Source organism: Dyella silvatica, from assembly GCF_026283955.1.
Taxonomy (GTDB): Bacteria; Pseudomonadota; Gammaproteobacteria; order Xanthomonadales; family Rhodanobacteraceae; genus Dyella_C; species Dyella_C silvatica.
In genome coordinates this window covers 43,847-57,326 of record NZ_JAPDPE010000005.1, presented here as the reverse complement: position 1 = coordinate 57,326, position 13,480 = coordinate 43,847, and the positions used below count along the sequence as shown (strand labels likewise).

10 protein-coding genes and 1 pseudogene are annotated in these 13,480 nt (G+C 60.2%); 8 read left to right on the top strand and 3 right to left on the bottom strand.

Annotated elements, in window-relative coordinates:
* The first annotated feature begins 41 nt into the window (after positions 1–41).
* The 4 genes from OUZ52_RS01955 to cgtA all read left to right on the top strand — a co-directional run bounded on the left by OUZ52_RS01955 (position 42) and on the right by cgtA (position 2,572).
* On the top strand, positions 42–569 hold the full coding sequence (locus OUZ52_RS01955; protein ID WP_266156622.1) for a DUF2059 domain-containing protein: 528 nt from the start codon (positions 42–44) through the stop codon (positions 567–569).
* Positions 570–725: 156 nt separating this feature from the next.
* Positions 726–1,040: a 50S ribosomal protein L21 gene (rplU, locus tag OUZ52_RS01950; RefSeq protein WP_266156621.1), complete on the top strand. Its 315-nt coding sequence runs from the start codon at positions 726–728 to the stop codon at positions 1,038–1,040.
* Positions 1,041–1,059: 19 nt separating this feature from the next.
* Positions 1,060–1,317 carry a 50S ribosomal protein L27 gene (rpmA, locus tag OUZ52_RS01945; RefSeq protein ID WP_266156620.1) on the top strand — a complete coding sequence of 86 codons (258 nt, stop codon included), beginning with the start codon at positions 1,060–1,062 and terminating at the stop codon, positions 1,315–1,317.
* Positions 1,318–1,492: 175 nt separating this feature from the next.
* Entirely contained in the window at positions 1,493–2,572 is a 1,080-nt protein-coding gene (gene cgtA, locus OUZ52_RS01940) for an Obg family GTPase CgtA (protein WP_266156619.1), read from the top strand.
* An 84-nt stretch (positions 2,573–2,656) separates the two neighbouring features.
* On the opposite strand, the gene OUZ52_RS01935 is transcribed toward cgtA, so the two are convergent.
* From OUZ52_RS01935 to rpsT, 3 genes and pseudogenes are all read right to left on the bottom strand, one after another.
* Positions 2,657–5,641 (bottom strand): TonB-dependent receptor, encoded by a 2,985-nt coding sequence (locus OUZ52_RS01935; RefSeq protein ID WP_266156618.1) that lies wholly within the window; start codon positions 5,639–5,641, stop codon positions 2,657–2,659.
* A gap of 449 nt (positions 5,642–6,090) precedes the next feature.
* Positions 6,091–6,195: pseudogene (locus tag OUZ52_RS01930) on the bottom strand (family 20 glycosylhydrolase); the annotation flags it as partial.
* Between the two features lie 496 nt (positions 6,196–6,691).
* Complete coding sequence (gene rpsT, locus OUZ52_RS01925) at positions 6,692–6,955, bottom strand: 30S ribosomal protein S20 (protein WP_266156617.1); 264 nt, start codon at positions 6,953–6,955, stop codon at positions 6,692–6,694.
* Positions 6,956–7,220: 265 nt separating this feature from the next.
* Here rpsT and murJ point away from each other — a divergent pair, with 265 nt between their 5' ends.
* The 4 genes from murJ (at position 7,221) to lspA (ending at position 13,476) form a co-directional block, all read left to right on the top strand.
* The gene (murJ, locus tag OUZ52_RS01920) at positions 7,221–8,828 is read left to right on the top strand and encodes a murein biosynthesis integral membrane protein MurJ (RefSeq protein WP_266156616.1); all 1,608 of its coding nucleotides are present in this window, start codon (positions 7,221–7,223) and stop codon (positions 8,826–8,828) included.
* 76 nt (positions 8,829–8,904) lie between these two features.
* The gene (locus OUZ52_RS01915) at positions 8,905–9,858 is read left to right on the top strand and encodes a bifunctional riboflavin kinase/FAD synthetase (protein ID WP_266156615.1); all 954 of its coding nucleotides are present in this window, start codon (positions 8,905–8,907) and stop codon (positions 9,856–9,858) included.
* An 86-nt stretch (positions 9,859–9,944) separates the two neighbouring features.
* Positions 9,945–12,830, top strand: coding sequence for an isoleucine--tRNA ligase (gene ileS, locus OUZ52_RS01910; RefSeq protein ID WP_266156614.1), 2,886 nt, complete (start codon positions 9,945–9,947; stop codon positions 12,828–12,830).
* Between the two features lie 145 nt (positions 12,831–12,975).
* The gene (gene lspA, locus OUZ52_RS01905) at positions 12,976–13,476 is read left to right on the top strand and encodes a signal peptidase II (RefSeq protein WP_266156648.1); all 501 of its coding nucleotides are present in this window, start codon (positions 12,976–12,978) and stop codon (positions 13,474–13,476) included.
* The last annotated feature ends 4 nt before the right edge of the window (positions 13,477–13,480 follow it).

The following is a 13,480-nucleotide window of genomic DNA, read 5'->3' as shown; positions in this document are numbered from 1 at the left end:
GCTCTCGCGGCCGCTTAGGCTGAAGTAACTGAAGGATAGTTATGACCATCCGCACATGGGCAAAGTACGGCGCCGGTCTGATGTTGGCCGTGTCTACGGGGCAGGCGCTGGCGGCACAACCTAGCGAGGAGCAGGTTCGCCAGCTAATGGACGTGGTCGGCATCGGCAAGATGCTGGGCCAGATGAACGGCCAGATGGCCAATATGATGCAGCAGACCTTGCCCTGCGTGCCCAGCAGTTACTGGCAGGGTTTTCTCGACGCCAACGGCACCCAGCAGTTGATCGGCCGCATGATTCCCATTTATCAGCGCAATTTCACCGCTGAGGATGTGGACGGATTGCTGAAGTTTTACCGTTCGCCGCTGGGCCAGAAGGTCATCGCCAAGATGCCCGAGACCATGGCCGAGGGGCTGCAAATCGGCAATCAGTGGGGCCAGGAGCGGGGCAAGGCGATGATTCAGCAACTGCAGCAGAACGGCACGCTGGGCGCCGATGGCCGTTGCCCGGCCAGTCCAGCGCCAGCCGATACCCAGTTGAAACCCGCGGCGCCGGCCAAGGGCAAGCATTAAGCTGCTGTTTCGTCGGGAGATCTGGCCAGGCTGGTGGTTTGCGGTAGTTGGTCAGGATTTGACCAGCTGCCGGGTGGGTCGCTATACTCCCGCGTTCGTTTTGGCCTGATGGGCTGAGCGAACCCCAAGAGAATAACGACAGAAGGGATATTCCCAATGAGCTATGCAGTCATTAAAACCGGCGGCAAGCAGTACCGCGTACAGCAGGGCGATGTCCTGCGCGTGGAGCTGCTCGAAGTCGAAGAAGGCGCCAACGTGAAGTTTGACCAGGTGTTGCTGGTCGGTTCCGGTGAGTCGATCACCGTGGGCGCACCCGTTGTAGCCGGTGCCACCGTCAGCGCCACTGTGCGCAAGCACGGCCGCGCCGATAAAATCCGCATCATCAAGTTCCGTCGCCGCAAGCACCACAAAAAGCAGCAGGGACATCGTCAGCACTTCACCGAAGTCGAGATCACAGGCATCAACGCCTGAGTAACTGGAGCAAACAGTCATGGCACATAAAAAAGGCGTAGGTTCCAGCCGCAACGGTCGCGATTCCAACCCGAAATACCTGGGCGTGAAGATTTACGGCGGCCAGGCTATCGAAGCCGGCAACATCATCGTGCGTCAGCGCGGCACCCAGTTCCATCCGGGTCCGGGCGTTGGCCTGGGTCGTGATCACACCTTGTTCGCGTTGGTCGACGGTACCGTCGAATTCAAGCGTCGCGGTGAGAAGAACCGTCGGTTCGTCAGCGTCGTCAAGGCTTAAGCCTGGTCGATGTTGTATCGAAGGCCCCGCTTCGGCGGGGCTTTTCGTTTGTTCGGAGCGGTGTGCTGCGTCGGTCGCTGAGCCCGGGTAAAACCCGCGCCCGCACTCCCGTACCATATCCGGGCTTATTGCCCTCCGATTTGCTATTCCCGATTCACTATGCCTGGCCTAAACCATGAAATTTGTCGATGAAGCCATCATCAAGGTACTCGCCGGCGACGGCGGTAACGGTTGCATCAGCTTCCGGCGCGAAAAATTTATCCCGTTCGGCGGTCCCGATGGTGGCGACGGCGGCGGTGGCGGCTCGGTATGGCTGATTGCCGACGAAGGCCTCAACACGCTGATCGATTTCCGTCACCAGCGCAGCTTCAAGGCGCAGCGCGGCCAGAACGGCATGGGCAGCCAGATGTACGGCAAGGGCGGCGATGACACGGTCATCCGGGTGCCGGTCGGCACGGTGGTGACCAATGTCGATACCGACGAGACCATCGGCGACCTCACCGTGCACGGTCAGCGCTTGCTGGTGGCGCTGGGCGGCAAGGGTGGGCTGGGCAATATCCACTTCAAGAGCTCGGTCAACCGAGCCCCGCGTAAGTCCACACCGGGTACGCCGGGCGAGGTGCGCGAGCTGCAGCTGGAGTTGAAATTGCTGGCCGACGTTGGCCTGCTGGGTTTCCCCAATGCGGGCAAATCGACTTTTATCCGTGCGGTATCGGCAGCGACTCCGCGGGTTGCCGATTATCCGTTCACTACGTTGCATCCGAATCTCGGCGTGGTCAGCCTGGGCACCGACCAGAGCTTTGTGATTGCCGATATCCCGGGCTTGATCGAAGGCGCTGCCGATGGGGCCGGGCTGGGCATCCAGTTTCTGCGCCACCTGGCTCGTACCAGCCTGTTGCTGCATCTGGTCGATGTGGCTCCCCTGGATGGTGCGGATGTGCCCGAGCAAGTGCGCGCCATTGAGCAAGAGCTGTCGAAGTTCGACGCCGAGCTGCTCGATCGCCCCCGCTGGCTGGTATTGAACAAGGCCGACGTATTGCCCGAGGAAGAACGCCAGGCGGTGGCCGAAGATATCGTCAAGCGCCTGGGTTGGACGCAGCCGTGGTTCCTCGTCTCGGCGATTGCCCGCGAGAACACCATGGAGGTTTGCCAGCAGGTGCAGCGCTTCTTCCAGGCGCAGCGCGCCGAGCATATCGGTCGCACCGAAATGCATCCGGGCGATGTGCGCATGCGTGGCGAAGACGGGCCCGCTTAAGCGCCGTCTTGATAGCCCTTTGAGGGGCTTTATCGATATGCAGCCCCTCCTCTGCGCGTCAGAGGAGGGGCTTTTGTTTTTCGATCAGTTGTACTGCCAGCGGAATACCAGCATCGACGAACGCGGTGCCTGGAACAGGCTGGGCGTCATATACGTGGGCGATGGGTTGGGGTCGCCGACATTGGCGTTATAGACCTGGTTTTTCTGGAGCACCGCGTTGCGATTAAACGCATTGGTTACCTTCAGATCCAGGCTGAAAGCGTTGTTGGCAAGCTTCCAGTCGTAGCCGACATCCAGGTCTAGCTGATCCCAGAAACTGGTCTTGCCGGCATGACCACGCGAGATCAACTGATTGCCGCAGTAGTAGCTGTCCTGCGAGTTACCGGCTGCGGGCAGACGGCCATCGTTGGGATAGGGATAGTTGCTATAGCAGCTGAGTGGGACGCCGGATGACGCAGTAAACATGCCGCCCAGGCGCAGGCCATACGAGAAGCGGTAGTAGCCGTTGATCTTGAGCGTGTTCTTGGCATCCGATTGCAAATTGCCGCCCGCGCCGTCGAGGAAGGCAGGTGCCTCCCAGCTCTGGTCATAGCCGTTGCTGAAGACATTGCTGTTTTGCGAGCCGGTGGCGTTGACCGCGCCAGTGGTGTTGCCGAACAAGTGGCGCCAGGTATACGAGACATCGAGGAACCAGGGCTCTTCGGCGGTGGCTGGATGATCGAGCGTAAAGGTCAGCTGGTAGGTTTTGCGCTCCGGGTGGGGCATGCCGAGATAGCTATTGGGAATGACGACCCGCTGTAAGGCACCACCTGGACCTGCCGGCAAGGTCAGGTCCAGAGACTTGCCCGGGTTGTAGAGAAAGCCCAGTCCGTCGCCTGGAATCTGATAGCTATAGCCATGGGCGGTCAGATAGTTATTCACCATCGTGGTGCCGTTCCAATATTCCATCAGATTGCGCAGCTTGCTCACGTAGAACGTGGCGCCGGCGGTCCAGCTGTTATTGAACTGCTGCAGGGCGTAGATCGACAGGCTGTCTTGGTAGCTGGGTTTGATGTTGTGCGAAACCTGGCCGTTGACGGTCGGTGGGATGTTGCCGACGACACCGGTCGGCGAGCCGGTTTGCTGCAGGTTTTGCGGGATATAGCCATTGTTGGCGCAATTCGCGCTGGCGCAGTTGTAGGTGTAGTAGTACGTCTGCGAGATATATGCCGCACCGGCCAAATCGTTGTAGTTGACGCCTAGCCCTTCCGCATAACGGCCCAGCGTGGCGCCGACCTTCAAGCTGCTATCGCCGTGCACGTCCCACGACACGCCAAAGCGCGGCGAGTTATAGGGCAGATGCAAATAGGTCTGGCCGGTGTCCAGCTTGGAGACATAGGTATCGTGCCGCAGGCCGGCGTACAGCAAGACGTTATTACTGACTTGCCAGGTGTCGTCGAGATAAAAACTCTTGTTGATATTGCGATCGGCGTCGTTCTGGTACGAAATGGCAGAGCTCACATAGGGCGTGCCGTTGGCTAGTACGCTGCCATTGGGTAGCGCGCAGCTGGCCTGGTCCGGCGGGCAGTGGTTGATGTTGTAAGCCCAGGCACCGTGAGGATTGGTCGCGGTGAGAATGGTTGCTACGTAGTTGTAGTGGTCAAGGCCAAAGCTCAGATGATGTTGCTCGACCGGATACCAGTCGAAGTCCAGCCGATAACCTTTTTTGTCGTAGACGAACGGCGAGTTGATCGTGGCGGGGCCGGTGCCGCCCGGTGGCACGACGATCTTCTGCGTGGCCGGATCGAAGTACGAGACCGAGGGCAGGCTGCCGCCTTGATCGTCGCTCAGGCTATGGGTGTAGTAACGCGTGCGCAGATAGCCGTACATCGCCGACACGCTTAGTGTGTCGGTGATTTTTCCGGTGTAGTTGAGCACGCTCAGCCATTCATTGTTGATGCCATGGCTGTAGTTGTACGGCGAGGTACTGGCGCTGCCCGGGTTGTAGGGCTCATTGACCGCGTACTGCGTGTGGCGGCTGTTGTCGTTTTCACGATAAAGCAGCCAGTCCACGGTTTGGTCCTTGTTGATATTCCAGGTCAGGTTGATCAACCCGCCATGCGAGGGGTTTTGATTGAAGATGTCTTTGGTGGTGCCGCTGTTCTGGTCGTAGGTGGTTTGGCGCGAGCCGCCTTTATTGGTGAACAAGGCGTAATAAAACAGCTTGTCCTGCAGAATCGGGCCGGAAGACCAGAGGTTGTTGGTGAGCTGGCTTTCGGTGTGCGTGGCCGAGCCGAAGATGTTGTACTTGGTCGCATCCGCGCTATTGCGCACATTGGGCGTATTCGGATTCAGCAGCGAAGAGGTCGGCGGCGTGAAATAAAGGCTGCCGCCCATCTTGAAGATATTGCTGCCCTGCTTGATCGTGCCCGAGGTAACGCCACCGGTGGTGCTACCGTATTGCACGCCATAGCCAGTGCTCTTGATTTGAATGGTGCTGATGGCCTCGTCCGGTACGCCGGTGGGCTGCAGCATGTTCGAGCCGTTGGTGGTGTCGAACTGGTTGACGTAATAGCGGTTTTCGTCGGGCGCGGCACCGTTGAACTGCACATAGCCACCCGAATAACCCTGTGCACTGCCCAGCTTGCCCGCGGCGCTTACATTCGATTGCAGGGTGGCGATGCCTTCGAGATTGCGTGCCGAGACGGGCAGGTTGTTGACGTCGCTGAGATTCCAGATCTGGGTGTTTTCCACGCTGCTGACGTCAATCGTATTCACCGATGTCGTCGTGCCGCTGACCGAAATCACGTCCAGGTTCTTGGCGTTGATCTCAGCTTCGGGAGTGTTCTTGGCCGTGGCTGCAAAAACCACTGGCGACGCCGCACCGGCGCGCACGCTGAGTGCTTGCTCATCGGCCGGATTGCCATTTTTTATCAGCTGCACGGTATAGGTGCCCGGGGCCAGGTTGCCGACGTTGTAGTAACCGGTCTTGTCGGGGGTCAGCGTGTTCTCATAGCCGGTGGCTGGGTTTTTCACCACCACGGTAACGCCTTGCACGTCCTTTAACTTTCCGTAGATGCCGCCAGTCATGGACTGCGCCCAAAGTGGGGAGGTGCACAGCAAGGAAAGCAGCACCAGGCTGATTCGGGTTTGACGGAATCTGCTTCGGCCTGATCGGCTATCGATGGATATGTTCGGCTTGGTGGTGTGTGTACGCATGGACCTTTCCGGCATTAAAAAGAGAAAAGATGAGAGCTTTGTTGTTGGAATATTGAGCGTTGGCCTGATGAATTCAGGCTTGTTTTTCTTGTTGTGCTGGCGTTGCATGGAGCGTGGTGTCGACGCACGAGAATCTCGTCGGCTAAGGTCCGGCTCTGGTGGTTATCGAAGGCTCCATAGCGCTGAGCCCATACCTGGATGAGGCGTGTGGCGATGGGGTGCTCGGCGTTGAATGTCACGCGATAAATGGGCGATGCGTTGTCCATGGCTGCGGGCTTCACCTCACTGGCGTATCGGCTGCCATCCGCCGCGTTGCGCTAAGCGCCCACCTCCGTGAGTTTGGGGTATCGCTTGATCTCGATGCGCCAGCCTTGATCCTCGGTGAGGTGCCGGCGAAAGGTGTTGAGCTTGTACTGCGTCAGCGTGATGCCGCTTTGCGCGCGAATGGCGGCGCGCAGAAAATCGGCAATCTCCTGGGTGCTCTGGTCGAGCACAAAGTGCCCTGGCTGTGGCTCAAGCTGCTGAGGGCGGGAAGTCATTGAAATTTGGGCATGCCCTGGGGCAACCGCCAGTAGCGCAAGTGCGCCTGGCAGCAATCGAAAATTTTTCAAAAACACCACCTCCCCGTGATGCCGGTGACGATATGGAACGATCTAATTAGATCGTTCCATATCCGTCAGCGCATCTTGCTAAGCAGCACGTAAGATGTTGCGGCGGCGGTATTTGCGGTGCGCCTTGGGCGAGCGGGCATCGTCACGCAGAGATGGCTCGGTTGCCTGGGTGCTGGGGCAGGGCGAGCGGTGCTAGCCGGTATGCCCAGGCAAACGCTGAGTCATCGACGGGCGGGTTGGCTTGCTTCAAAAAGCAGAAAAGCCGGCAAAGGCCGGCTTTTCTGTCAACCCGAATCGCGTAACAGCTGGCTTATGCCAGCTCGCGGATCTTCGCGTTGAGGCGGCTCTTATGGCGAGCGGCCTTGTTCTTGTGGATCAGGCCGCGGGCGGCGTAACGATCCATGATCGGCTGAGCGGCGGCAAAGGCTTCGACAGCAGCGGCCTTGTCCTTGACCTCAATGGCTTTGACGACCTTCTTGAGGGCGGTGCGCACCATGGAGCGGGCGCTTACGTTGCGCAGGCGGCGCTGCTCAGACTGGCGCGCACGCTTCTTCGCGGACTTAATGTTGGCCAAGGTAGAACTCCGAAATCGCTAGGGTTGGAAAAAGGCGGTGATTATGCGGCTAATGCGCCGTTGCGTCAACAGCTTAGCCGCGAATCGCAGGATCTGGGCTGGACGTCACGCAAGTATACGCTGCATGGGTGAATGCCGCTCTGTTGCCATATCGGCGCTGTCATATAGCCTTTACCGGCTGTCAAACTGGCTTACCTGCGCGAGCCGGTGCCAGTGGCGCCGTTTTCGCCGATCCCCGATTTTCAACCCTTATCCGGCATAAAGCATGAAGTCCCCCAGCATGTTCCGAGGGCTGCTTTCGTTTAGCAGCATGACCATGATTTCGCGCGTACTCGGTCTGGTCCGGGATATGTCGATCAACGCCGCCTTTGGCGCGAATGCGGCAACTGACGCATTTTGGGTGGCCTTTCGCATTCCCAATTTCATGCGCCGGTTGTTTGCCGAGGGCTCGTTTTCCACGGCCTTCGTGCCGGTGTTCACCGAGGTCAAGGAAACCCGTAGCCACGCCGAGCTGAAGAATTTGATGTCGCGTGTGTCAGGCACGCTGGGTGGCGTGTTGCTGTTGATTACCGCACTCGGGCTGATTTTCGCTCCGCAGGTCACCACCTTGTTTTCGCCGGGCGCGATCGATGCGCCGGAGAAATTCGATCTCACCGTGAACTTGCTACGGCTGACCTTTCCGTTTTTGCTGTTCGTTTCATTGACCGCGCTATCCGGTGGCGCGCTCAATAGCTTTCACCGTTTCGGCTTGCCCGCGCTGACGCCGGTCATTCTCAATCTCTGCATGATCGGCGGCGCCTTGTGGCTGGCGCCGCGACTGCATACGCCGATCATGGCGATGGGTTGGGCGATTCTGGTGGCGGGCATCTTGCAACTGTTGTTTCAGTTACCCGCGCTGCGCCAGCTCGATCTGCTGACCTTGCCGCGCTGGGGGTGGGGTCAGCCGGAAGTGCGCCGGATCATGAAGCTGATGGTGCCTACCCTGTTCGGCTCCTCGGTGGCGCAAATCAATCTCTTGCTGGACACGGTGATCGCCTCGCTGCTGATCGCCGGTTCGCAAAGCTGGCTGTCGCAGGCGGATCGTTTTCTGGAGTTACCGCTGGGGGTGTTCGGCGTGGCCTTGGGCACGGTGATTCTGCCCTCGCTATCGCGCCACCATGTGGCCACCGACCGTGCCGGCTTCTCGATGGCGTTGGATTGGGGCTTGCGTACCACGTTGCTGATTGCGGTACCGGCGATGTTCGGGCTGATGATTTTGGCCCAGCCGTTGGTCGCGACACTGTTTCAGCATGGCCAGTTCACGGCGCTGGATACCCGCATGGCCACGCTGTCGATTTCAGCACTGAGCTTCGGTTTGCCGGCGTTCGCCCTGGTCAAGGTGGTACTGCCCGCGTTCTACGCGCGACAAGACACCCGCACCCCGGTGCGCGCCGGCGTGGTTTCGCTGATTACCAACATGCTTTTGAACGTCATCTTTCTGGCCTTGTTGTTCTGGCTGTGGGCCCCGGCGGAGGTCAAGCAAGGCTCGTGGCTGCACGGCCTGTCGCAGGTCTATGGCCTGCACATGGCATTGGGCATGGCGAGCGCCTTGGCCAGCTATATCAACCTGGGCCTGCTCTGGCGGTGGCTGAAGCAGGCGGGCGTGTATCAGCGTCAGCCGGGCTGGGCCAGGCACATGCTGCGGCTGGCGTTGGCCTGCGCCGCGATGATTGCGGTCTTGTTGCTGGGCCTTTGGTGCTGGCCGGATTGGACCGATGTACCCAAATGGACCCGCGTCTGGCGCTTGGGCGTGCTGGTGGCGGCCGGCGGCGGCGCTTATCTGGCGACCCTGTTCGCCACCGGCTTTCGTCTACGCGAATTGCGCGGGGTTTGATGATCGCCTCGCGCAAGCTTGCTTCGAGCGAGATCTGGGCCGCTAAGAACGGCGATCCAGCCGTTATACTCGCGCGATGATGAGACTTTCCAGGGATGTCGCGGGCCCCCGTGTGGCCCCCGGCGGTAGCGTAGTGGCCATTGGTGCCTTCGATGGCCTGCATCGCGGGCACCAGGCGCTGTTGGCGCAGGTGCGCGAGCGGGCGCAGGTGCTCGGCTGTACACCGATCGTGGTCAGCTTCGAGCCATTGCCTCGCGCTTATTTTTCCAAAGAGCCGGTGCCGCGCTTGTCCAGCGTGCGCGAAAAGCTTTTGGGCTTTGCGGCGGCCGGCATGGAGCACACCTTGCTGCTTCGTTTCAATGCCGCATTGACGGCGATGCCGGCCGAGGCTTTTGTGCGGCAGGTGTTAGGCGAGCGATTGGCGGCGCGCGAGGTATGGGTCGGCGGTGATTTCCGCTTTGGCCACAAGCGCGGTGGCGATGTGGCCTTGTTGGAGCAGATGGGCCAGGCCCTGGGTTTCAGTGCGCGGACCATGCCGCCGGTGCTGCTCGATGGCGCCCGTGTCTCGGCGACCCGTGTGCGTCTGCTGCTGGCCGCTGGCGAATTCACCGGCGCCGCGCCGTTGCTGGGGCGGCCCTTTGTGATGGAGGGCAAGGTGGAATACGGCAATCAACTGGGTCGTACGCTGGGTTATCCCACGGCCAATATTCATTTACGCGATCGCGTGAGTCCGGTGCATGGCATTTTTGCGGTGCGCGTCGGCCTGGGCGAATGCGAATGCAGTTGGCCAGGCGTGGCCAGCCTGGGTGTGCGGCCGACCGTAAACGAGGTCAGCGAGCCGCTGCTCGAAGTGCATTTGTTCGACTTCGACGGCGATCTCTACGGCCAGCGCATGGCGGTAGAGTTTGTCGCCAAACTGCGTGACGAACAGAAGTTTGATGGACTGGATGCGCTCACCGAGCAAATGCATCGCGACGAGCGCATGGCGCGTGAGTTGCTAGGCATGAATCCACGTCTGCTCAATGCGTAAGCCCGTGGTACCCGGGCCTGCACTATCTAACCAAGGCAGACGGCCTCGTGCCGCCTGTTGACGAATAACTCGATGGCACTCAAGCAATGACCCAGGATTACAAGAGCACCCTCAATCTGCCGCAGACGGAGTTTCCGATGCGCGGCGACCTGCCCAAGCGTGAGCCCGATTGGCTGGCCGAGTGGGAGCGCGTTGGGCGCTATGCGCAGATTCAGGCCAAGACCGCGGGTCGGCCGATGTTCTTGCTGCATGACGGCCCGCCGTATGCCAACGGGGTGATTCACCTGGGTCATGCGATCAACAAAATCCTCAAGGACGTCGTAGTCAAGTCCAAGCTGCTGGCCGGCTTTCATTCGCCGTATGTGCCGGGCTGGGATTGCCATGGCATGCCGATCGAGATCCAGATCGAAAAGCAGTTCGGCAAAGGCTTGTCCGCCAGCGACGTGCAGAGCAAGGCGCGTGCCTACGCTACGGCGCAGATCGAGAAGCAGAAAGAAGACTTTAAGCGCCTGGGTGTCTTGGGGGAGTGGGATCGTCCCTATCTCACCATGAACTACGCGAACGAAGCGGGCGAAATCCGCGCGCTCGCCGAGATCCTGCGCAAGGGCTATATCTACCGCGGCCTCAAGCCGGTCAACTGGTGCTTCGACTGCGGCTCGGCGCTGGCCGAGGCCGAGGTGGAGTACGAGGACAAGACCGATATCGCGATCGACGTCGGCTTCGCCTTCGACGATCCGGCGGCCGTTGCCAAGGCGTTTGGCCTGGCCGAGCTGCCCAAGCCGAATGGCCAGATCGTGATCTGGACCACCACTCCGTGGACGATTCCCGCCAACCAGGCGCTGAACCTGCACCCGGAGTTCAGCTACAGCCTGGTCGATAGCGCCCGCGGTTTGCTAATCCTCGCTACTGAGCGCGTCGAGGAGTGCTTGAAGACGTATGGCGCCGAAGGCCATATCGTGGCGTCGGTGCCCGGCGAAGCCCTGGGCGAGTTGCGTTTCCGCCATCCCTTGTATGCGGTGGACCCAGGCTATGCGCGTACCGCGCCGGTGTATTTCGGCGACTACGTGACGCTGGATACCGGTACCGGTGTGGTGCATTCGTCGCCGGCCTATGGCGTGGAGGATTTTCTTTCCTGCAAAGCGCATGGCATGAACGATGCCGACATCATCAACCCGGTGATGGGCAATGGCGTCTATGCGACCTCGCTGCCATTGTTCGGCGGTCAATTCATTTGGAAGGCCAATCCGAAAATCGTCGAGGCGCTGGAGCAGGCCGGCTCGCTGCTGCATCAGAACAAGTACACGCACAGCTATATGCATTGCTGGCGGCATAAAACGCCGATCATCTATCGCGCGACCTCGCAGTGGTTTGCCGGTATGGACATCGTGCCGGTGGGCGGCGGCAAGACCTTGCGCGAGTCGGCGCTGGCCGGCATCGAAGCCACTCAGTTCTTTCCTGCCTGGGGCAAGCAGCGCCTGCACAGCATGATTGCCGAGCGCCCCGATTGGACGCTGTCGCGCCAACGCCAGTGGGGCGTGCCGATGGCCTTCTTCGTGCATCGCGAAACCGGTGCGCTGCATCCGCGTGCCGCCGAGCTGCTTGACCAGGTGGCTGATCGAGTGGAACAGGGTGGCATCGAGGCGTGGCAAAGCCTGGATCCGCGCGAGCTGCTCGGTGACGAAGCCGAGCAGTACGAAAAAAATCGCGACACCCTCGACGTATGGTTCGACTCCGGCACCACGCATTGGCATGTCTTGCGCGGTTCGCACGCCGATGTGTTGCGCTTCCCGGCCGATCTTTATCTCGAAGGTTCGGACCAGCACCGCGGCTGGTTCCACTCCTCGCTATTGACCGCTTGCATGCTCGACGGCCAGCCGCCGTACAAGCAGTTGCTTACCCATGGCTTCACGGTGGATGCGCAAGGCCGCAAGATGTCCAAGTCACTGGGCAACGGTATCGAGCCGCAGGACATCATGAATCGCATGGGCGCGGATATTCTGCGGCTATGGGTGGCCTCCACCGACTACCGCAACGAGATGTCGTTGTCGGAGGAAATTCTCAAGCGCGTGGCCGATACCTATCGGCGTATCCGCAATACCGCGCGCTTTCTGCTCAGCAATCTCGATGGCTTCGACCCTGCAAAGCACCTGCTTAGCGTGGAAGAAAGCTTGCCGCTCGATCAATGGGCGGTGCAGCAGGCCTATGACGTGCAGGCCGTGGTCAAGGCCGCCTATGAGCGCTACGACTTCCCCGAAATCGTCCAGCGCGTGCAGAACTACTGCACCAATGAACTGGGCGCGCAATACCTCGACATCACCAAGGATCGCCTCTACACCATGCCGACCGACAGCATCGGCCGACGCAGCGCGCAGAGTGCGATGTATCACATCCTCGAGGCGCTGGTGCGGTGGCTGGCACCGGTGCTGAGCTTTACCGCAGAAGAAATCTGGCAGCACATGCCAGGGCAGCGCGATGAGAGCGTACTGTTCGAAACCTGGTACGAAGGCTTGGTTGCAACCCAGGGTTCACCCGAGCAACGACGTTATTGGTCCGATCTGCTGACTATTCGCGATGCCGCCTCTCGCGTGCTCGAAGGCATGCGCAAGGCTGGCAAGATGGGGGCGGCGCTCGAAGCCAACGTGACGATTCACGCCGAACCATCGCTGGTTGAACGTTACGCGCCAGCGGCGGCGGAGCTGCGCTTCTTCTTCATCACCTCCGAGCTGCGTCTGGTGGAGGAAACCGGAGCCGTTGCCCCGCTGGTCGGCCTGGATGGTGTCAGTGAGCTGGTGCCCGCCGACAAATTGAACGGCAAGAATGCCTGGGTGGTCGCTGAAGTGAGTGAAGCCACCAAGTGCGTGCGCTGCTGGCATCGTCGCGATGACGTCGGCAGCCATGCCGGGCATCCCGAGCTGTGCGGCCGCTGCATCAGCAATGTGGACGGGGCGGGCGAAGCCCGGCAATGGTTCTAGCCGTCTAAAGCCCCTCCCCCTGCTCGTAGGGGGAGGTTGGGAGGGGGTGACGCCCTTGCGATAACCTCAAGCAAGAGCCTACCCACACCCCAGCCCTCCCTATAAACAGGGGGAGGGAGTTATGAATTCAACACAGAGTTTTGCAATGACCATCAAACCCAACGCCTTGCCCTGGCTATTGTTGTCCGCCGTAGTCATCGTGCTCGACCAGCTCAGCAAGTTCTGGGCGTTGGATGCATTGCAGCCAGCGGGGCTGGCGCATCCGGTGATTCCCGGCTGGCTGAACTGGACACTGGCTTTCAATACTGGCGCCGCCTTCAGTTTTCTCGCCGATAGTGCGGGCTGGCAGCGTTGGTTCTTTGTCTTGCTCGCCCTGGTGATCGGTGTCGTGCTGGTGGTGTGGCTGGCCCGCACTCCGCGGCGCGACTGGCGCACCGCCTTGCCGCTGTCCATGGTGGTGGGGGGCGCGGTGGGCAATGTGATCGATCGCCTGCATGCGGGCAAAGTCACTGATTTCATCCACGTGCATTACTACGATGCATGGAGCTACCCGGTTTTCAATCTGGCCGATTGCGCTATCAGCCTGGGTGCCGTGATGCTTATTGTGTTTGGCTTTTTCGCGGGTAAATCGACACCCAAGGCCTGAACGC